We start from the raw sequence: 21,023 nt of genomic DNA on the forward strand, positions 1-21,023 counted from the left end.
AACAATTCAGTGTTGGAAGAACGCGCCGATGTTCGTGCCGTCCGGCGTTCCTGAGCCGATCAGTTCGCTTCCCTCCGCAAGCTTCAGGAAGTTCCCGAGGTTAGGGGAACCGTCCGCATTGCGGATTAATTCAGGCTTAAGGCTTATAAAGTCGGCGTCGCCGGCAGAAAGTCCCTTTGCATTAACACTTTTACTGTTTTGCCACCAGACATTTGTCTTCAGTACGTCGGTGCCGCTTATTTTATCGCTGGCGCCGCCCTTGTAAGATATGTTATTCATGAACACATGGGTGCCAACGGCGAAGTTGAAGTTACTTTGCCCGTTGCGCACAGACGTATTATTGGTGAGCTTAATCGATCCCGGGTTGCTGTTGTAAGTGAAGCCGTCTTGTTTATTCAGGTACGCAATGGAATTTATGACTATATGGTCTACGGCGATTTGACTGCCGCCCAATTTGAACCCGTTGCCGTCGCTGTTAGCTGTCGATACGCCCGATGAAGTCTGACCGTTGTGGTGGGCAACACTGTTCTTGATCGTTACCGGTGAAATGGGTCCTGTTTCTGTTTTAGTGAACAGATCCCAGCCGTCATCGGTGTTGTAGGCTGCGATGCAGCCGTCAAACACATTACCTGGCCCAAGCGTCAGCTTCGCGGCGAAGCCGTCGGCATCCTCTCCGTTGTCCGGATCGAAGTTATCGTGAGAGTAAGTGTTTATGATTACGTTATTGCTGGGCCATTCGCTTCTCGGAGCTGTCGAACTGTATGCGCTGAGCTGCAGCCCCGAATCCCGGTTGTTATGGACGTCGACGTTATCAATCCGGTTAAAGTGGCCTGATACGAAGATACCGTTATCGGCGGCTCCTTTAATTTCGAGCCCTTTGATCGTCCAGTAGCTGCCGTCGATTCGAATCCCCCTGTCGTTACTTCCGACATTGGTGAAGCTGTAAGGCTCCGAGGAAAAATCGAGCACAGGCTTCTCCGCTTCGAAGGGAACGATTTGTTTCCTGGCGTCCTGCGTACCGCTGTTCGACTGTATAATCCTGATTTCCGACGAATAAGAATACGTTCCGCCGCGCATGTAGATCACTCCTCCGGGCGGGAGCTTCGCGATAGCCGAGCTTAACGTAGTCGGACTGATCAGCGTCCCGGAATTACCGTCCAATCCATCCGGCGAAACATAGAAAACGCCGGGTGAAGCTGTATCGGAAGGAGCTGGAGCCGGTGGTTCAGTCGGGGCAGGCACCGGCCCGGGAGCGGGTTCAGTCGGCGATGTCTCATTGTAATAGCCCGTTACGTTGACATTGTCGAATTTGGCGAATGTCTTGTAAGCCACCAAGCCAACAGCTCCGGAAGTCAAGCTTGAATCATTAGCCGTTAACTGTAAGGTTCCATCTATGTACATGCTGATCGTTGTACCGTTCAATTCAAGCTTCACCGTATACCATGTGCCCTCAGCAAGCGGAAAATCCTTCGTTGACAGCGTTGTGGTTGAGCCGTCTATTTTCCTCCGAATCTCCAGTTTGCCTCCGTCGCTGTTAAATAAAGACGCCGCATAGAAATTGTTGCCGTCTTTATAACGTCCGGCTACATAAGTGCGGTTGCTGCCATTCCATTTGTCCACTTTAACTTTGGCTTCAACGGAATAATCCGTCCATGACTGGTCTCCAGCCATTGCCCGTCCCTCGTTCATACTGGATTGATAATAGACATAAGTACCACTGTCTCTCACAACAGACCAAGTACCCTTCTGAGCGGTCCAATTGCCAGCGGTACCGTTCTCAAAATCATCACTGAAGGTTGTGGCTGCTAGAACCGGAGCAATCATTAGCATGCCGCAATCAAGACAAAGGAAAGAACAGAAGCGGCGATTTTTGCTAATTTTTTTCGACCCATGAACATAACCCTCCTCAGGCGTTTTCGGAGAAAACGCAGCATCGTAAGCATAATCAGGCGTTTTCGGAGAAAACGCAGCATCGTAAGCATAATCAGGCGTTTTCGGAGAAAACGCAGCATCGTAAGCATAATCAGGCGTTTTCGGAGAAAACGCAGCATCGTAAGCATAATCAGGCGTTTTCGGAGAAAACGCAGCATCGTAAGCATAAACCCTGTAAATCTGATATTTTCCTTCTATCATCACGACAACAAAAAAGAACCCTCTATACTGACAGGAAGGTTCCGCTGATATCACCATCCTTCGGCGGCTGGCTGGCATGCGGCTTTCGCCGCAGAAGCCCCTTTAGCTTTGCGTCACTGGCTTTCACCAGGTTTGCCTTATCGAGATTGATCAAAAAATATGTAGAATCATGTCGAATCGCCTTTATTATACAGGAGGTGGGAGATATCTGTTTATGGTTCGAAGGATTTAATTATTAAACACAGTTATTTGGGGCTTACTTCATGATTTGATAGAACGATAAGGTCAAGCAGTTCCCGCAAATCGCTAATAATCATAGCCGGCTGATGGCCGGTATCGGGCCGGAAGCCTCTTCTGCTCAGCCATATTGCACGCCAACCCGCTTCCAGCGAGGTGATTACATCGTTCTCCCACGCATCGCCGATATATAAGCAGTGTTCTGGCAAATGTCCGGTAACCCGGCTGATATGCTCAAAGACACGCGGGTCCGGCTTCGCGATTCCTACCGCGTCGGATATAAAGATCCGGTCCTTAGGTACTAAACGGTCCAGCTTAAGGGCACGGATTTTGACCATCTGATGATCTACCGGTCCGTTGGTGAGAATTCCGACATCAAGACCGCGCTGCCGAAGAGCCGCTATTAACTCCTCCGCACCCGAGGACAGCATAATTTGCTGCTGCCCTTGCAAATAACGGGACTGAATGGCCGCCGCCGTCTCCTTGCTCATTTCAATGCCAAGCTCCCCGAATGCGAGAATCAGCCGCTGCATCCGTACATCCTCCAGGCTGAGCTTCCCCTCCTTGTAGCTGTCCCACAGCCGGTCGCTGTAGTGGCGCACTCTGCGGAACAGCGTCCCGAGCTCCAGCTCTGCGGCAGTTTCTGGAGACATGGTATCGGCGACGGCCGCCCGAAACGGCTCCAATTGGTCGTAAAGCGTATCGTCAAGGTCGAAGAAAACGGCCCTGATGTTCTGCAGGAAGTCCTTCATTTGTTCTTTCTCTCCTTTATTTTGAAGCATTTTATTAATCGTTCCGGTTACTTCAATAACTTCACGCTTGCCAAAAATTCTCGTACGTCATTCGGAGACTTTAGGATGATTATTTTCTTTTCATTCGATAAACTTTGAAGTTTTGCCAAAATCTTTGGCCTTTGTTTTGCTGGATTTTGCCAAGCCCATTTCAGAAATTGAGGGCTTAGCCTCTCCTCGCAGCCTTCGGAGAACAAGAAGGCAACATCATTTTCGGTAGACAAGACCGTGTAAAAAGAAAGGTGAGTGCTGGAAATGGCTAATTACGATCGTACAGCCCATCTGAAGAGCATCCAAGCCCAACGGAAGGCAAGCACCTTAGAGAAGGTAGGTCAGGCGATCTCACGCCTCTTACGAGTCAACAAGAGCATCAATTTCAATAGCCTATCAGAAGAATCGGGTGTCTCGCAAGCGAGTTTATATAACCATTCAAATATCCGCCAGAGGATTGAATACTTACGCTGTCAACAATTACAAGCACCTACTACGAAAAATTTTAGTTGCATTCATTGAGTTAACGGAGGTTAGTGACACAAGTAGAGAACATGATTTCGTTGAAACGGGGGCGTGAACCCAACGTCTTTAATCTGGTTGGAGTCTTGGTCAACTAAATTTACATTAGAAACTTATATAAATTTGTGATATAGTTTTATTCATGGAACCTAAAAATAACCTGACTGAGTTGAACGTTAGCGACTTCGCTATGGTGTTCGAAGATTTAACGAGGATTTTCATTCGGTTGCCGTCAATTGAAAAACTAAGCTTTACTACACTTTCCGTCCTGCACACGTTGTCCCTCAAGAGTCCCATGCGGCTTACTGAGTTGACAGTTAATGAACAAGTTACGCAGTCGGCAGTCACACAGCTGGTGACACGACTTGAACGTGACGGGCTCGTCGAGCGCCGACCAGATCCAAATGATGGCCGAGTCGTTCAAGTGCATATTACCGCGCTGGGGGCAAATGTTATTGATTCGCGTCGATTGGATCGCATTGCGCAACTTTCGAAATTCATGGAAGGGCTCACTCTGGAAGAAAAACAAGCAATTGCGTCCGCAATACCCGCATTGAGGCGTCTGGTCGAACTGGGAAATGATTCATAGTCTCCGCCGAGGTTGCCTTTTCCATTGTTCATACCCGGGTGGTCGAACGAAACAAACGAATACAAGGAGGAACATTTATGACAACAGCTCCTTTCGTGCTTGAACCGAGTCCGATCTACGTATCGGATGAGTTACTTGCTGATCTTCAAAATCGTTTAAAATCCACTAGATGGCCTCTCGATGCCGGTAATGATGACTGGTTTTACGGTGTTAGTCGGAACTACCTTGAGGAACTCGTCGACTATTGGATTAACGAGTTTGACTGGCGCAAATCCGAGAAGGCGATCAACGCCTACGAACACTATAAAGTAGATGTTGACGGAGTACCTGTGCACTTTATGCGTAAACCTGGCGTGGGGCCCAACCCTGTACCATTGATCCTGTCCCATGGCTGGCCCTGGACGTTCTGGCATTGGTCCAAGGTCATTGATCCACTAGCGGACCCTGGCGCATTCGGGGGCGATCCGGCTGAAGCATTCGACGTAATCGTGCCCTCACTTCCTGGCTTTGGATTCTCGGCGCCACTGCCAAACAACCCGGACATGAACTATTGGAAAATTGCCGATCTCTGGCATACGCTAATGACCGATACTCTCGGCTATGCGAAATACGCGGCAGGGGGATGCGATGTAGGTGCTCTCGTGACCGGTCAACTGGGACACAAATATAGTGACGAGCTCTACGCAATACATATCGGGTCTGCTCTAAAACTGAGCTTTTTTAATGGAGATCGCGCTTGGGATTTCTCTGGAGGCCGTCCCATTCCCGACAACATCACTGAGAAAATCAGATCGCAGATTTTGGAGATTGATCGCCGTTTCGCATCGCATCTCGCCGTTCACGTTCTTGATCCCGGCACACTCGCCTACGGACTGAGCGACTCGCCAGTTGGAATGCTCGCATGGATCCTAGAACGATGGGCCAAATGGAGTGACAATAACGGCAACGTCGAGAATGTCTTTACAAGGGACGACATCCTTACGCACGCAACAATCTTCTGGGTAAACAACGCAATCGAAACCTCGATGCGCGTCTATGCGAACAATAACCGTTATCCATGGACACCTGCTCATGATCGCTGGCCCGTAATTGAGGCACCAACCGGTATAACCTTTGTGGGCTACGAAAATCCGCCGGGTATCACGACCGAAAATCGCGTACCTAATTTTCTCGACAGCGATCGGGCTCCTTGGTATAAACATGTCAACATCACAGCCCACGAACATGGTGGACACTTCATCCCCTGGGAAATTCCGGACAAGTGGGTTGAGGATTTGCGCCGCACCTTCCGAGGACGTCGATAAAAGATTCAACAGGATCGAGCTTTCAATAAAGGATCGCGGTTCTTTGGTCGTTTACGATAATTAAACATAAAGTATTCCACATATTAGTCATGCATAATATGTAGAACCCTTTATGTTATTTGATTTTCTTAAGTTTAGGTCTTGATAATTTTCAGTCTACTACTTTATTTTCTTCTAACACCAGCTTTTTACGAATTAGTGGTTCGGGATGGTGCGGAAGATTGCTCGTTCCGATAAAGGGCTCGGGCGTATTTCCGAACCCAGGGAATGATCCAGTAATCCCCGCCAAAGCGGCCCGCGTTCATCCCGGCTGCCAAGAGGAAAAATTGGATGAGGATTAGGTTCGGATTGAGGCTAATCGCCCCGGCAAACAAAAAATTGAAGTTCATGAAGATGCCCATGAATGCCGAGAACATCGTGAGAGTACCTGTGATCAAGGTAAGACCGACGAGAAACTCCCCCCATGGGACCAGGAAATTAAAAACATCCACATTCGGCAGGGTAAAGCCTTGAAGGAAGTCCCCGTACCATTGTTGAACGACAGGCTTTTCTCCATCCGCTTTGGCAATCGCCCCCTTCATAAATCCGGAAGCATCAAACGGTTTGTCGTTGGTTAATTTCCCCCACCCGGCCGAGATGAATTTCCATCCCACATACAGCCGCAACACAGTCAAAAGTCCTGCCGCTACCCTACTGTTTCTCAACCAATTCATCATGAAAAATCCCTCCAGTCAAGTATTTCGTCATCCTAGTTTGCACCAAGAAACGTGTGGCGTTGAATCACTTTCCATGTTTCCATAGGGAACAATTTTAAACCTAAAGACACATATTTGCACCGAGGAAACATTTAGTGATTCTAATATACGATGAAGAAAGGTTTTTGTAAACCGAACAATTGTTAGCCAATTGAAATTATTTTATCAATACTACGCAACTTGCGTCTTATCCGCGGCAGAATGGCCGTGGCCTTCCCCTCCCATGACACGTTTGTGAGTAACAATTAAATCCATGTCCGCTAAGGTTGAAAAGGGGTTCGCCAAATCTTTGTAAACTCTTTTCATGCTTTCCCCCGAGGGGGGAATTTTATCGCAGATGCGGTCCGGATAGAAAACGGAGACTCAATTATGGTGGTTAACATTACACATCATTAAGCGTGAAAAAAAGCCCCCTCCTTTACGAAACTAAGGAGTGAGGCTTCATGCCGCCTATTATATCAAACCCGTCAAATGACCTCGGGACGAAACTCCACCTTCGCTCCGCCGGCCGCTGAGAGCGGAATAGAGAGCATCCGCTCCGCGTCCATTGTCCGCAGCATCGGATGCAGAGGAGAGAGCTCGACTACATCCCTCTTGAGCCATTTGTCTATATCCTCCTGCTCGAGTATGGCCGGCATCAGTTCCTGATAAGGGGAGACGAGCCAATTGGCTCTGGTCATTAGAAGGGTGCAGGTCCGCATTTCCTCACCCGAAGCCGAGCGGAATATATCATAAAGACCGGCGATTCCAAACGTCCCGCTGCGCATCGTAACCTTTACCCTTTCCGTCTCCTTGCCGACAGTCCTGCTCACGTAAAACCCCGTGCATGGAATAATGCAGCGCTGCTTCTTCATAACCCGGTCAAATATCGGCTTCCACAGCATGGTCCGGCAGTCCATCCGAAGCGAGTCCTTAGCCCAGTATGGCATCAGTCCCCACCTGCATTCGTCAAGCACCCGGCTTTCCTTATGCTCGAAGATCGCCGAGACCGACTCGGTCGGATTGATTTCGTGACGGTTCGATGTATAGAACAGGACTTTCTCGATTTGAAACCGGTCAGTAAGCTCCGAAGCCTCTGCCGTAATGGATATGGCTTGGCACATGCGAATCACCCGCCTCTTCATGTTTTGACTAGTGTTTTCCACTTCAGCCATAATCATGTACAGAAAACGTAACTTTAATGCCAAGTAAAGTTTAAAGAATCTCCGCTCCGTTTAAAGTTACCAAGACGGGGGAGTCTATATGAGTGAAAAAAAGCATGTTCCGGAAATAAATATAATGCGAGCCATAGCCATGATTGCCGTGGTGCTGATCCATTCTACAAGCGGTGCTTCTCTGCAGCCGGCACTCGCGTTATCCTTCAACGGCGTTTATATGTTTCTGAATAAATTTTCGATTTTTGCGGTCCCGCTGTTTATTTTTATAAGCGGCTTTGTACTGGTTTACACCTATCAGGATAAACCGCTTGATAAACGGACCATTCTCACTTACTACAGAAAAAGAATGACCAACATCGTCGTACCTTACTTTTTATTTTCACTGTTTTACTTCATGCTGAATTATAAAAGCGGTGCTTACAGCGCATTTACGGCACTCAAAATGTTTGCATACCAGCTGTTAACCGGCAGCGCCCATTCGCATTTGTATTTCATGGTTGTCATTATTCAATTTTATCTCATATTTCCGTTCTTGTTATTACTGCTGAGAAACAAGCGGTTGAATTGGCACATGCTGTGGATCGGCGCAATCGTGCAGTGGTCGTATTATATCTTGAACAGGGAAATAATCGTTCATATGAAGTGGCTGCCGGACGCCTTCCATAGGACAGGAAGCTTCTTCCTTTCATACTTCGCGTTTTTTATGCTTGGCGCGGTTATCGCCTCCCGCTTCGATATGTTGCGCACCTGGTTTTCTGCAGATTCAGAGTCCGGCAAAAAATCCGCGGCGTTATGGATTCTGCCTTCAAGCTTATGGGCGGCCTTAGGTTTTTATTACGTGCATATCAACTATAAAGGAATTGTTTATAAAATTTGGGCGGATTCAGTCGTTTTTCAAGCGACGTGGTTCTGTTTTACCCTGCTTTCGGCGTTGATTATTTTTCGTTTCTCAAAGTGGATATACAATGTGTTCCCTTCCCGTGTCGTATATTTATTCACACAGCTTGGGGCAAGCTCTTTTGGCGTGTACTTCATCCACCCGGCTGTTTTAATGTTTTACCGGAACCTATCCGCAAGTGAAGATCCTTATTCATACCATCTTTATAATGCCGGAATGTTCTTAACGGCATTAGGTATTTCCTGGCTTATAACAGCCTTCATTCAAAAATATTTCGCCTGGTCATGGGTTATTTTCGGGACAGCGTCCACCAGGAGGGCTTCCGTCAAGACTCATCATTAACAACAACCTTCTCCCTGTCAGGGAGCAGCAAAAAGCCCCGTTCTGTTACGTTACCCGTAACCGAACGGAGCTTTATTTTAATTTCGTCTAATAACGTAAGTCTTACCTTGTGCCGCTTCGAATCGTGTCAGTGCAAGCGGACCGACGGACTCTCTGCTTACTTCGATTAAATCGCCTTGGCCCGTTACCCGGACAGGGACCGGCGTCCTCACAACACAAGAGGAATCCAGCTCGGCCTTGAGCACAGCCTCGACAAGCTGCCCATCCTTCCAGCTGATATCGACCTCGATGCCGCCTCTGGCGCGAAGCCCTTTCACACTGCCCGTCGGCCATGCGATCGGCAGCGCCGGCAGCAGCCGAATTTCTCCGTTATGGCTCTGGAGAAGCATCTCCGCGATGCCGGCCGTACCTCCGAAGTTACCGTCGATCTGGAACGGCGGGTGGGCATCGAACAGATTCGGGTATGTCGATTTGCGAAGCAGGGTCATGACATATCGGTGAGCCGCTTCCGCGTCTCCCAAACGGGCCCACACGTTAATAATCCACGCGCAGCTCCAGCCTGTATGGCCGCCGCCGCTGGCCAGCCTTCGTTCGAGAGATGCTCTGACCGCTGCCGCAAGCTCGGGAGTACGGTATAAATCAATTTCGTCTCCGGGGTAGAATCCGTACAAATGAGAGATATGGCGGTGCCCGGCGCTTTCCTCCTCGAAGTCTTCAAGCCATTCCTGCAGCTGACCATGACGCCCGATCCGGTAAGGCGGAAGCTTGGCTGCAGCCTCCTCGAGCTCGGACAGGAACTCTCCGTCGATGCCCAGACGTCCGCCCGCTTCGATGCAGTGCTTAAATAACTCCCGAATGATCGCCATGTCCATCGTTGACCCTTGACTTACCGCGGATTTATAGCCGTCCGGCGCGATGAAGAAATTTTCCGGCGACGTCGATGGGTTCGTGACGAGATATCCGTCTTCTCCCTCGACAAGCCAGTCCAGGCAAAATAAAGCCGCCTCCTTCATTACCGGATACGCGCGTTCAGCAAGAAACCGTTCATCCCCGGTGAACAAATAGCGCTCCCACAGATGCCTGGTCAGCCAAGCTCCGCCGACCGTCCAGAACGCCCAGCTTGCCGAACCGCCCACCGGATTGGAGGATCTCCACAGATCCACATTGTGATTGGCCGTCCAGCCGCGGCAGCCGAATTGAAGCTGCGCCGTCCTCGCTCCGCTGACGCTTAATTCTTCGATAAAATCCATTAACGGCTCATGACATTCGCTCAAATTGCAAAGCTCTGCCGGCCAATAATTCATCTGCGTGTTAATATTGACCGTATAATTGCTTCTCCATGGCGGACGTACATCTTTATTCCATATCCCCTGTAAATTCGCCGCCTGCGTGCCGGGCCGCGAGCTGCTGATTAATAAATAACGGCCGAACTGCGCAAACAAAGCGGCAAGCTGCGGATCATCGTCTCCCTCCTGGACACGCTTCAGCCGTTCGTCGGTGGGCAGCTCCGCCGACTTGTCGCTCCCGAGGTCCAGCTGCATACGCGTATATAACACCCGGTAATCGGTAACATGGCGTTCCTTCAACTGCCCATAACCGAGCTGTCCGGCTGCGGCGAGCACCTTCCCGTTTGCGATGGAGGGATCGACGCCACCCTCCGCCGGGTCCTTGGCGAAGCCATTAAAGCTTGTCGCGGCGGATAGGAGTAATGTCACGGCATTCGCGGCGGTCACTATGATTTCGCGCCCTCCCGCGATATCGCAGCGTCCATCCTCAATGTGGGCCTGTAGTCCAGCCTCGAACCGGATTCCCTTCGTTTCATCATAAATGACTTCCGGCTCCGTATTGGAAGGAGCGACTCCCCGCATGACCAGAAGCTGCGGGCCTGCCCCTTCGACAGCGGACAAGTGCGGCGTTTCCAATGCTGCCGAAGCATTAATGCTTCCCGGCTTATCCGCTTCAAGACGGACCACAAGCACCTGATCCACAGCGGAGATGAACATTTCTCTTATATAACGTACTCCCTTGCAGCGGTAGGAAACACGGGTAACGGCCGTCTCCAAGTCCAGCTCGCGTTCATAATCTTCAACTTCATCTGACCCATGCATGCGCAGCAGCAAATCGCCAAGCGGCTGGTAAGCATCGCTGTCCGGCCCCAGCATATGACGTTCCACCGTTTCCTGGGCTTTGGCATATTCTTTGCTGATGAGCTGTTTTCTGGCTGTTTCCAAGTATTCCAGCGCCGAATAATTTATCTTGTCCCTCGGAAAACCAGACCACAGCGTATCTTCATTCAGCTGAATCAACTCTTCATGAGCCCGGCCGAATACCATCGCTCCGAGCCTGCCGTTGCCGATAGGAAGCGCTTCGTTCCATTCGCCTGCCGGCTGCTTGTACCACAACCTCATATCCCCTTGCGAAGCCATCCGCCGCAGTCACATCCATTCCGCTTAATCTATTAAAATACGAAACTTTCTGAGCCCATTATATACCATGTGAGGCCGGCTGAGCGAGCTTTGCAAACCTTTTATTTTTTTGATTTGCTTCTCTTTTTCGCTGCTGTTACGCTAGAGATACCGATAACCCTTTTTCGGCTGTATATTGAATAATAATTACCAATTGGAGGTACATATGTTTCCCCATCATTCAACCATATTGTTTCAAGGCGACTCTATTACAGACGGCAACCGAAGCAGAGATAATGACCTGAATCATGTAATGGGGCACGGGTATGCATACCTGATCGCGAGCCGCTTAGGCGCCGACCACCCGGACCGGAGCTTGAACTTTGTGAACCGGGGAATCAGCGGCAACCGGATTGTAGACCTTTATGTACGCTGGCAGGAGGATGCGGTCAATATCAAACCGGATATCGTCAGCATCCTGGTCGGGGTCAATGATGTCCTATTGGAATTCATGAACGGGACCGGCGTATCAGCTGCCAAGTATAGGCGTGTTTATGAGCTGCTGATCGAAGAATTGCGGCAGGCCAACCCTGAAGTGGTAACCGTCCTGTGCGAGCCGTTTATTTTGCCGGTGGGGCAGGTGGCGGACAATTGGCCGCAATGGAACAAAGAAATTTCGCTGCGCCAGGAAGCCGCCAAATTAATTGCCCGGAGAACGGGCAGCATCTATGTTCCTTTGCAGCAAGAGTTCTATTCCGCCGCCGAGAATGCGCCCTGCTCGTATTGGCTCTGGGACGGATTTCATCCTACCCCTGCAGGCCATGAAATCATAGCCCGCAAATGGATCGAGTGCGTTTCCGAGAATCTGGTCCGGCGGTAGGGCCGGAAGTGCAAGTGAACTCGGGCACCCCCTTGCTCGGGTTCTCTTGCGTGCGGCTCCACCTGAGGAGGCTAAACTACAGGCCAAGAGGGGCAGCTTTTTTTCTTAAGCAGAGGCTTTGCAGCGTGCAAAAACAGGAGAATGCTTGCCAAGGTGCTCCGCTGCATCATGTGGTATATTGTAATAAAGTCAAAGCTTAGCGTTCATGTAAGGAGAAGATACATTGGATAATCGGGCCCGTTTACCATATCGAAATAATAGAAGCCGGCTGTCCGTCCCGATCACCGGTCAAGTCAGGAGATAGAGGAGGCTGAGCAGCTTGAAAAAAACAGATGATTCATTGTCGGACGTTGAATTGTTTGAGGAGTTTTCCAATGCTGAAGGCCGGTATTCGACCGGCAAGCGGCTGCTGCCCTTCTCCTCGCTCGTGCCGGAGAGCGAGACGCCGATCTATGTTAACCGGGTCCATGAGTCTTTCGATCTTCTGATGCACACTCATGATTTCATCGAAATTTGCATGGTGACCGAAGGGGCCGGCGTCCACTATATCGGCAAAGAGCAAATGCAGGTTGCCCGCGGCGATATGTTCTTCATTCCGATCGGCGTCTCCCATGTGTTTCGGCCACAGTCGACCGGCAAAGGCCGCCCCTTGATCCTTTATAACTGTACCTTCAGAATAGAGATGCTGGGCCAGCTGCTTGAAACTATCCCCGTCGAGGCGGAAATCTACCGGCAGCTGTCGGATATGAACGCGCAGGGACAGTGGGTTTACTTTCGCGACCGCAGCGAGGAGGGACAGCAGCTGTTCCGCAAGCTCCACCTTGAATTCACCTCACGCAGACCCGGATTTACCGCCTCGTTATACTCCGGTACGTTAGAGCTGCTCGTAATGGTATATCGTGCCGTTATTCCGGAACGGACGGAGGATGAGGCGACTTCCTCGATGAAGGAGCTGGCTGACTACATTCAAGAGAACATCGGCATGTCGCTTCAGATCGCAGATATGGCCTCACGGCTTGGGATGAGCGACCGGCAATTTCAAAGAAACTTCAAGAAGCATACCGGGATGACATTCATCGAATATGTGCAGAATGCTCGCATTGATCAGAGCTGCCGCCTGCTCCGCCTGACCAGGGACAAAGTAAGCCGGATCGCAGCGGCGGTCGGTTACCAAGACCTGAAATATTTCAACGCGCTGTTTAAGAAGAAAACCGGCGTTACGCCGCGGCAATACCGGGCTGCCGCGAACCGGGAAGGCTGAAGCGGGTACCGGACGTACTCACATGGCCCTCTCCGATCTGCCTAACGGCCGGCACCCTCCCTTTATTTAATGGGATATTCGAACGAATACTGTCCAGAGCCCAGCTCGACCCGAACCGCTCCGTCCAATTGCTCGGCGGTCGCTCTGATACCGGACATTACGCCAAGCGGTATTCCGCACTCGCGTACGGTAGCGAGCTTCGCGTACGGCAGTTCCACGCTCGCCGTTGTGTTCGCCGGAATTCTCAGCTCAATGTTCATAGTTCCGGCAAGTGCGTCGCGCTTCCATTGAAGCGCCACTTCACCGTACTGCGATTGATGCGACGTCCCGGCAAAATTGATACCCCGCCATGGCTTCGGCGCCATAATCGAGTGCTTGTAGCCGGGATGATCCTCGCTTGTATCCACACCGCCGACGATGCGGTATAGCCATTCCCCGATCGAGCCATAAGCGTAATGGTTAAAGGAATTCATGTCTCTGCTCCAGAACGAGCCGTCTTCCTTAATACCGTCCCAATGCTCCCACATCGTAGTCGCACCTTTCTTAACGGCATACAACCACGATGGATAATCCTCTTGCTGGACCAATTTGCCGGCGAGCTCGTGATAGCCAAAACGCGACAGAACAAGACAGAGGTACGGAGTCCCCACAAAGCCGGTGGCCAGATGGATACCGCGGTCCTCAATGTTTTTGGCTAATTCACGCGCCAACCGGGCCCGGTCCCGCTCCTTCGCAAGATCGAACATGAGCGCAAGCACGTAAGACGTTTGCGTGGCTCCCGCAAGCCGCCCGTTAGGCGTAATAAATTCCTGCTGAAACTCGGCAGTGATTCTGCGATGCAGCTCTTCGTATTTCACCGCATCCTCGTTGTTGCCGATCAAGGCTGCAGCCTTTGCCACAAGACTTGTCGAATAAGCATAGAACGCGGTCGCGATCAGATCGGTCGGCGTTGAGCCGACATAGCTGCCCTCGTGCGCGTCAAGTCCCAGCCAGTCACCGAAATGATAGCCGGTATTCCAAAGCAGCTCGTTATCGCCCTGCTTGCGAATATATTCAACCCATGCCTTCATGCTTTCATACTGCTCGGTGAGGAAACGAATATCCCCGTAGCTCACATAACTGACCCATGGACATATAACTGCGGCATCCCCCCAGGCTGCCGACGAATGCTCGTCAAGCTTCAAAGTGTTTGGTATGACATACGGAACGCCGCCCTCCTCCCTCTGCTCGCTCTTCAAATCCCGAAGCCATTTTTGAAAGAAAGGTGCCACATTCATATTGAAGGCCGCCGTTCTGATAAACACCTGGGCGTCGCCGGTCCAGCCCAGGCGCTCATCGCGCTGCGGACAATCTGTCGGAACATCAAGGAAGTTGCCGCGCTGGCCCCACTCAATATTGTGCTGCAGCTGATTAAGCCGCTCATCGGAGCATGCGAACGATCCGGTAAGCTCCATATCGGTATGGACAACGCAGCCTGTGAAGTTATCCAGTTCAATTTCACCCGGATAGCCTTCTACCTTCACGAAGCGGAATCCCTGAAACGTAAAATGCGGCTGGTACGTCTCAGCGCCTTCGCCTTTCAGCACGTATTCGATTTGCTGCTTCGCTTTGCGCAGGTTGTCCGTATAAAAATTGCCTTCGGCATCCAGCACTTCGGCATGGGTCAGCGACACTTTAGCGCCGGATTCGCCCGATACGGTAAATCTCATCCAGCCGACCATATTTTGTCCCATATCGAGAACCGTTTCGCCGGCTGGGGTTTGAATGATTCCAATTGGCCTCAGCTCCTTGACGACGCGGGTCGGCATATTCTCCTGAGCGATCAGCGTTTCCTTCGTAAAGCTTCCCGTCTTTGCCGGATTCCACCCTTCATCGTCATAATACGGCAGCGACCAGCCGTGCTTTTCCAAACGCGCGTCATAGAGCTCCCCGTCATAAATCTCGGATTTCCGGATCGGTCCGTCGCTTGTGAGCCATGACGCATCCGTCGGGACGACCTGCTCACTTCCATCCTCGTAGGTAACATAAAGCTGCAGCAGTGCGGCCCGTTCCGGGTTCAGACGAAACCCGTCGTTCCAAGTCAACCGCCCGGCATACCATCCATTGCCAAGGGTTATCCCTATCGCGTTCCGTTCGCCTCCGAGTAGCATATCCGTTACATCATAGGTCTGCACCTGAAGCCGGGTTTTGTATTCGGTCCAACCCGGAGCAAGCACCTCGTCTCCGACGCGTTTGCCGTTTACATGCAGTTCATACACACCGCGGGCGGTGGCATATATTCGCGCCCGTCTCATGCCGCCTCTCAGGTGAAACGATTTGCGGAACAGCGGCGAAGCATCCCACCCGTCGTCTCCCGCCGAGAGACCGTCCGTTATCCAGTCCGCTTGCCATTCGGCCGGATTCAGCAGACCCGTCTCGAAGTAAGCGGTTTCACTCCAAGGCGTTTCGATTCCTTCCCCGTCCCAAGCCTTGACCCGATAAAAGTAACGGGTTCGTGAAGACACTTCAAATCCGGGCAGCTCAACAAGCACGGATTTATTCGAGTTCACCTTCCCGGTATCGGCAGAAGCGGCGCTGAATGTCTCATCCTCCGCCGTCAATTGGATGCGGTAAGCCGATTGCACCACATTCCTGGCCCCGGGCGCAGCCGTCAGCTGCCAGCTGATCCGGGCAAGCGCAGGATCGATGCCGACCGGATTTTCTTTATAGTTGAAACGAAGCATGTTAACCGTCAATGGTTGATTACTCATCATTTGATCCCTCCTGCGATCATCATAACGAACGAACATCCCCTGTTATAGGGGTTCTCGCGACCTTTAGCAGGGTGTATTCCGACATCGTGTAGCTTACATAACTATTTCTCTTCCTCCGGTTCATGCCATCCTTCCGTAATGCCGCTTTTAGCTTAGGGAAATCGATCTTCTCAATTTTCATTTATACTTTTTCCAATTTCGTATTTATCTATATTAAACTAGATTAACTGATGCAAATCCTATGATAAACTTATGTATTTAGAAAATATTTTGCAAAATCTCAACTATTCCTTGAAAATTAGACAGGGCATCTTATTCTTTCCTTCAAACCGGCATAATTGTCCAGTATGGCTTCGGGGTACATTCATCTCCCGCCCAAGCTGTTCAGTCTTAAGACGGAGTACAAATCATTCTAAAGGATAATTGTGAACGGGTTTCATTGTGATACGATTAGTGAAGCGAAATCCATAATGACGGAGGGAACAGAATGAGTAAGAGAGCACCGCTTGGTGTCTTGCTTGTATTAGCCGGCCTTTTCCTATTTACAAGCCGAACGACTGTAATGGAACCGGGGAAATTAATCGGTTATTTCTGGCCGAGCATGTTCGTTATTCCGCTTGGTCTTCTGTTTCACTGGATGTACTTTTATGCGACGGAACGACGCGGCGTCGGTTTGTTAATTCCCGGAGGTATTTTGCTTCTGGGAGGTGTAGTTTGCCAGATATCGATGCTGTTCGATATGTGGTCGCATTTATGGCCCGGATTCCTACTGGCCGTAGCGTTTGGGCTATTCGAATTTTACTGGTTCGGCCGCAGAAACAGATGGCTTCTCGTACCGATCTTTATACTCGGAACAATCTCTCTCGCCTTTTTTACGATATTCACCCTGAGCACAATATTCAGCTTTCAATTCATGGGGCAAACCACCGTTGCCATCGCTCTTGTTGTGTTAGGTTTAATTGTCATGTTTAAAGGAAAAAAACAGAATGAATAACCGCACGAACCGTTAACGCCGATTATCGGGCGTTCGGTTCTATGCCACACACGATCCGTTAACGCCGACGGTTATCGGCGTTCGGTTCTGTGCCGCACCAAGAAAAAGCCGCTTCGGTCTTCCTAGCCGAGCGGCTTCTTCGTTTTTCGACCGACAGGTTATATTTGTGTCAGAATAATCGGCTCTCCGTTCGTTATCGCGACCGTATGCTCGTATTGGGCGGACCACGCGCCGTCGAGCGTGCGGGCAGTCCAGCCGTCGTCATCCAATATAATGTCAGGCCTGCCCAATGTGAAAATCGGCTCTACCGTGATCACCATTCCTTCCCGCAAACGCCTGCCGCTTCCGGCTTTCCCCCGGTGCAGCACCTGCGGCGCTTCGTGCATGCGGCGGCCGATGCCATGTCCGACGAAGGCCTCGACGACAGCGAAATCCCCCTCATCCGCGACAGTCTCCACCGCATGGCCGATATCGCCGAGCCGTTTATCGGCTCTTGCCTGCGCGATCCCCTGGAAGAGCGCGAACTGCGTAGCCTTCAAGAGCCTCGCCACGTCCGGGGATATCGTGCCGACCGCATAGGTCCATGCCGAGTCGGCCATCCAGCCATCCTTTTCGGCAACCATATCGATCGTTACAACGTCTCCGTTTCTCAGCGGGGTATCCGACGGGAACCCGTGACATACGACATCGTTGGCCGATGCGCAGGTTGCATATGGATAGCCTTTATACCCCTTCTGTGCCGGCTTCGCTCCATGATTCATCATGTACCAGTCGACGAAGCGGTCAATCTCCGCTGTTGTCACCCCAGGTCTGATACGTTTAGCGATCTCTTGATGACACGCAGCTACAATGCGCCCGGCCTTACGAATGAGACGGATTTGCTCCTGAGTTTTAAACTCCATCATAGGCTGAACCCTCCTTTAGAAAACAAAAAAGCCTTGTCCCTATTCGTACGGGCAAGGCAGATATTACATATTCAGCTAACCGAGGAACGAAGTCTTCCCATCTCATTCTCAACCAACATCGTCAGCTCGTCCTCGTATCCGCCCATAATCCGGTACTTGCGGATATATTGTTTGACAAACTTGCGCGGGTCCTTAGGCTGAAAAATTCTCGTTAACTCCTTGAGGCTTTCCTTGACTTCATTGTGGCTGCGTTTAGCCATGAAATCCCCTCCCTATCATCGGTTGTGGTCCTTACAATTCATGTACGAGAACGCGCACGGCTTTAAGCTTACCCGCGGCTGGTACTTTATCTGTATCGAACGATCCGGCTGATGCAAGGCGAACTCATGGGTGATATCTGAATTGTTTCATTTGTCAGTCAATTATAACATTTCTGAACTCGATATAAAAGCGAACACCGGCTTCAATTCCATTAAAATCATTTAATGTCGTCTTCAGTCGAATCTATCGCCGCGGTCTGATCGGATGACGGCAGGACATTAATGGGGGGATCATCGATGTGCTCCTGCGGGCGCACGGGCGACCAACCGCTTTTTTTGTACAAGCGTAAGTAGGCAGCGACGCCGACGACGGCAACGATAATGCCAAATACGATCACGCTGACCGTTATCCATGGACTGACCAATTTGCGTCCTCCCTTTACCCGGAAAAAGATTTCCATATATAGGTTAAGTATAGGGCAATTAGAGAACGCTTTCAATCTCAGGTACCCTCCGCAACAAAATTGTAACATTTACGATAAACGACGATACGACCCGCTCCCCCATACAAGCAGTTCCCCGTCATCCCCATATAAACGTCCTTCAAGCGTGAACGTGCGCTGCGAACGGTGGATGAGCTCCGCTTCGCAGGTAAGGACGCCGAGGCCCGCACTCTTCAAATAATGAACATTCATTTGAGCGGTCACCGTTTTCTCGGCGGGAAATGCCTGCATGACGACAAGCGCCATCGCATTGTCGAGCATCGTGGCAAGAACGCCTCCATGAACGAGCTGAAACAGGTTCAAATGATGCGGCTGCACCTCAAGGCAAATCGTGGATTTATTTTCCTCGGCTTTAACAACCTCACATCCGATATAGCCCCAGAACGTCGACTTTGCCGCCTCCGCCAGCCTCGTTATGGAGCCCGATTGGTCAGCCTGCTTTATAAACCATTGCTCGGTCATGGCTTATCCTCCTTTGGATGATCGGATTCTGCCGCAGACAATTCCTCCTCCTGCAGTTTGCGGCGAAGCACCTTGCCGATCATGGACATCGGCAAATCGTCGCGAAAATCGTATTGATGCGGTACCTTGTAGGCAGCCAAACGATCCCGGCACCACCTGTCAAGCTGCATGTGCGAAACGCTCCAGCCATTTTTAAGCACAATAAATGCCTTCACCGTTTCACCCCGATAAGGATCCTTCACGCCGATAACCGCAGCGTCGCGTACGGCTGGATGCTCATAAAGCACCTCCTCCACCTCGCGCGGATAAATATTGAACCCTCCTGCAATAATGACGTCCTTCATCCGGTCGACAATCGCGAAGAAACCGTCTTTGTCCATCACCGCCAAATCTCCTGTATAGAGCCAGCCGTCCTTAAGCACCGCCGCCGTTTCCTCAGGCTGCCCCCAGTAGCCCGACATTACCTGCGGACCGCGTATCAGAAGCTGCCCGATTCGGCCAAAAGGCAGCTCCTCTCCGGTTTCAACATCGATGATCCGCACATCCGTTCCCGGCAGCGGAAGCCCGATGGTCCCGATCTTGCGGGTACCCCAGATCGGATTTGCATGCGTGACAGGCGCCGCTTCAGTCAGGCCATAGCCCTCGATAAGCCGGCCTCCTGTGAGCGCCTCGAACCTCTCCTGCACCTCAAGCGGAAGGGGAGCTGAGCCGCTGACGCATATTTCAACTGACGATAAATCGAATTTATTCACGTCTTTATGATGCATGAGCGCTACATACATCGTCGGTGCTCCAGGAAAGACAGTCGGCTTCTGTTTGCGTATGGCCTGAAGGACCGCCCCGACATCAAACCGCGGGAGTAAAATGATTGTGCCTGCCCGCAGTACAGCCTGGTTCATCAGAACGGTCAAGCCGAATACGTGAAACAGCGGCAGCGCGGCTAGAAACCTCTCGCTTCCGTCTTTCATCCGATAACACCATGCGGCGGTCTGAAACGCATTGGCGATAAGGTTCCGGTGAGTGAGTATTACGCCTTTCGGAAGCCCTGTTGTGCCGCCGGTATACTGCAGCAGCGCGATGTCGACAGCGGGATCGATACTTACTTCGGCAGGCATCGCGGGAGCCTTCGAGAGGAACGAGCGGAAAGAGACCACTCCGTATCGGCCGTATGGAACCACCGGATTGTGGCCGGAGCGGCGCTGTTTAATGGGGTAGAGCAGGTTTTTCGGAAAAGGAAGCTCATCCTTCACCGAAGTTACGAGCACGTGTCGAAGCTGGGGCAGCGGACCTTCCGCCGGCGACTCGCCCCGCACTCTGGCAAGGCGGGGGTATAGAAGGTCAAGCGTGACAATAACGCTTGCACCGCTGTCGCCGAGCTGATGCTCAAGCTCGCGCTCTACATAAAGCGGGTTTGTCATGACAACTACCGCGCCGATAAGAAGCGTCCCGAAGTAGGCAACAACAGCTTGCGGGCAGTTCGGAAGCATGATCGCAACGCGGTCGCCTTTGCCGACACCAAGCGACTGAAGACAGCCGGCCATACGTTGAACGTCCGCGAGCAGCTCGCGGTAGGTTGTTTTTTTGCCGAAAAAGTAGAGCGCCTCATGGTTCGGGTATGCAGCTGCGGTTTGGAGCAATATATCGGCTGCGTTAAGGTTTGGAACCTCGATTGAGTGCGGAACCTCCGGTGGATAGTGGCGGTGCCACGGACCTCCTTGCACTTGTTCCATTTCTTTCACCCCTAAAGTTTTGCGTATTGAAACACTGCAACCGTTAGACGCTAGCACTGGAGCGGCTCGGTTGTCAGCAGCTGCAACCGTTAGACGCGAGTACTTAGCGGCTCGGTTGTCAGCAGCTGTGACCGTTAGACGGTAGTACTTA

The 21,023-nt window shown here is 51.2% G+C and carries 18 protein-coding genes, 1 pseudogene and 1 riboswitch; of the genes and pseudogenes, 7 read left to right on the forward strand and 12 right to left on the reverse strand.

The window, feature by feature from the left end; genetic code table 11:
* Positions 1 to 6 precede the first annotated feature (6 nt).
* From KZ483_RS26720 to KZ483_RS26725, 3 genes and pseudogenes are all read right to left on the reverse strand, one after another.
* Entirely contained in the window at positions 7 to 1,242 is a 1,236-nt protein-coding gene (locus KZ483_RS26720; RefSeq protein WP_258881788.1) for a right-handed parallel beta-helix repeat-containing protein, read from the reverse strand.
* Positions 1,243 to 1,299: 57 nt separating this feature from the next.
* A pseudogene (locus tag KZ483_RS28970) lies at positions 1,300 to 2,211 on the reverse strand (LamG-like jellyroll fold domain-containing protein); the annotation flags it as partial.
* Positions 2,193 to 2,280: riboswitch (cyclic di-GMP riboswitch) on the reverse strand. (Overlaps the previous pseudogene by 19 nt.)
* Before the next feature lie 98 nt (positions 2,281 to 2,378).
* A complete protein-coding gene (locus KZ483_RS26725; RefSeq protein ID WP_220350527.1) occupies positions 2,379 to 3,152 on the reverse strand; it encodes an HAD family hydrolase in 774 nt (257 codons plus the stop codon).
* Between the two features lie 264 nt (positions 3,153 to 3,416).
* Here KZ483_RS26725 and KZ483_RS26730 point away from each other — a divergent pair, with 264 nt between their 5' ends.
* From KZ483_RS26730 to KZ483_RS26740, 3 genes are all read left to right on the forward strand, one after another.
* Positions 3,417 to 3,674 (forward strand): DUF6262 family protein, encoded by a 258-nt coding sequence (locus KZ483_RS26730; protein ID WP_220350528.1) that lies wholly within the window; start codon positions 3,417 to 3,419, stop codon positions 3,672 to 3,674.
* A 142-nt stretch (positions 3,675 to 3,816) separates the two neighbouring features.
* Positions 3,817 to 4,263, forward strand: a complete 447-nt coding sequence (locus KZ483_RS26735; protein WP_258881444.1) for a MarR family winged helix-turn-helix transcriptional regulator — start codon at positions 3,817 to 3,819, stop codon at positions 4,261 to 4,263.
* Between the two features lie 77 nt (positions 4,264 to 4,340).
* Positions 4,341 to 5,567 carry an epoxide hydrolase family protein gene (locus tag KZ483_RS26740; RefSeq protein WP_220350529.1) on the forward strand — a complete coding sequence of 409 codons (1,227 nt, stop codon included), beginning with the start codon at positions 4,341 to 4,343 and terminating at the stop codon, positions 5,565 to 5,567.
* Between the two features lie 188 nt (positions 5,568 to 5,755).
* Here the strand turns inward: KZ483_RS26740 and KZ483_RS26745 are convergent, their stop codons facing one another.
* Together KZ483_RS26745 and KZ483_RS26750 are read right to left on the reverse strand one after the other, a co-directional pair.
* Positions 5,756 to 6,283, reverse strand: a complete 528-nt coding sequence (locus KZ483_RS26745) for a DoxX family protein (RefSeq protein ID WP_220350530.1) — start codon at positions 6,281 to 6,283, stop codon at positions 5,756 to 5,758.
* 506 nt (positions 6,284 to 6,789) lie between these two features.
* Positions 6,790 to 7,509: an SOS response-associated peptidase gene (locus KZ483_RS26750; RefSeq protein WP_220350531.1), complete on the reverse strand. Its 720-nt coding sequence runs from the start codon at positions 7,507 to 7,509 to the stop codon at positions 6,790 to 6,792.
* Positions 7,510 to 7,564: 55 nt separating this feature from the next.
* Here KZ483_RS26750 and KZ483_RS26755 point away from each other — a divergent pair, with 55 nt between their 5' ends.
* The gene (locus tag KZ483_RS26755; protein WP_220350532.1) at positions 7,565 to 8,719 is read left to right on the forward strand and encodes an acyltransferase; all 1,155 of its coding nucleotides are present in this window, start codon (positions 7,565 to 7,567) and stop codon (positions 8,717 to 8,719) included.
* A 77-nt stretch (positions 8,720 to 8,796) separates the two neighbouring features.
* Here the strand turns inward: KZ483_RS26755 and KZ483_RS26760 are convergent, their stop codons facing one another.
* Complete coding sequence (locus KZ483_RS26760; protein WP_258881445.1) at positions 8,797 to 11,127, reverse strand: glycoside hydrolase family 95 protein; 2,331 nt, start codon at positions 11,125 to 11,127, stop codon at positions 8,797 to 8,799.
* Positions 11,128 to 11,320: 193 nt separating this feature from the next.
* Here KZ483_RS26760 and KZ483_RS26765 point away from each other — a divergent pair, with 193 nt between their 5' ends.
* Both KZ483_RS26765 and KZ483_RS26770 read left to right on the forward strand, forming a co-directional pair.
* Positions 11,321 to 12,004, forward strand: a complete 684-nt coding sequence (locus KZ483_RS26765) for an SGNH/GDSL hydrolase family protein (protein WP_258881446.1) — start codon at positions 11,321 to 11,323, stop codon at positions 12,002 to 12,004.
* Between the two features lie 319 nt (positions 12,005 to 12,323).
* Positions 12,324 to 13,265, forward strand: coding sequence for an AraC family transcriptional regulator (locus tag KZ483_RS26770; RefSeq protein ID WP_220350534.1), 942 nt, complete (start codon positions 12,324 to 12,326; stop codon positions 13,263 to 13,265).
* A gap of 62 nt (positions 13,266 to 13,327) precedes the next feature.
* Here the strand turns inward: KZ483_RS26770 and KZ483_RS26775 are convergent, their stop codons facing one another.
* Positions 13,328 to 16,018 (reverse strand): family 78 glycoside hydrolase catalytic domain, encoded by a 2,691-nt coding sequence (locus KZ483_RS26775; RefSeq protein WP_258881447.1) that lies wholly within the window; start codon positions 16,016 to 16,018, stop codon positions 13,328 to 13,330.
* A 487-nt stretch (positions 16,019 to 16,505) separates the two neighbouring features.
* Here KZ483_RS26775 and KZ483_RS26780 point away from each other — a divergent pair, with 487 nt between their 5' ends.
* Entirely contained in the window at positions 16,506 to 17,012 is a 507-nt protein-coding gene (locus tag KZ483_RS26780; RefSeq protein WP_220350535.1) for a hypothetical protein, read from the forward strand.
* 158 nt (positions 17,013 to 17,170) lie between these two features.
* Here KZ483_RS26780 and map read toward each other — a convergent pair whose 3' ends face one another.
* From map to KZ483_RS26805, 5 genes are all read right to left on the reverse strand, one after another.
* Positions 17,171 to 17,917 (reverse strand): type I methionyl aminopeptidase, encoded by a 747-nt coding sequence (gene map / locus KZ483_RS26785; RefSeq protein WP_220350536.1) that lies wholly within the window; start codon positions 17,915 to 17,917, stop codon positions 17,171 to 17,173.
* 71 nt (positions 17,918 to 17,988) lie between these two features.
* Complete coding sequence (locus KZ483_RS26790; protein WP_220350537.1) at positions 17,989 to 18,177, reverse strand: hypothetical protein; 189 nt, start codon at positions 18,175 to 18,177, stop codon at positions 17,989 to 17,991.
* Between the two features lie 218 nt (positions 18,178 to 18,395).
* On the reverse strand, positions 18,396 to 18,602 hold the full coding sequence (locus tag KZ483_RS26795; protein WP_220350538.1) for a hypothetical protein: 207 nt from the start codon (positions 18,600 to 18,602) through the stop codon (positions 18,396 to 18,398).
* A gap of 108 nt (positions 18,603 to 18,710) precedes the next feature.
* On the reverse strand, positions 18,711 to 19,142 hold the full coding sequence (locus KZ483_RS26800) for a PaaI family thioesterase (RefSeq protein WP_220350539.1): 432 nt from the start codon (positions 19,140 to 19,142) through the stop codon (positions 18,711 to 18,713).
* The gene (locus KZ483_RS26805) at positions 19,139 to 20,872 is read right to left on the reverse strand and encodes a long-chain-fatty-acid--CoA ligase (protein ID WP_220350540.1); all 1,734 of its coding nucleotides are present in this window, start codon (positions 20,870 to 20,872) and stop codon (positions 19,139 to 19,141) included. The genes KZ483_RS26800 and KZ483_RS26805 overlap by 4 nt, the downstream gene beginning before the upstream one ends.
* Between the last annotated feature and the right edge of the window lie 151 nt (positions 20,873 to 21,023).

The organism is Paenibacillus sp. sptzw28 (assembly GCF_019550795.1).
Taxonomy (GTDB): domain Bacteria; phylum Bacillota; class Bacilli; order Paenibacillales; family Paenibacillaceae; genus Paenibacillus_Z.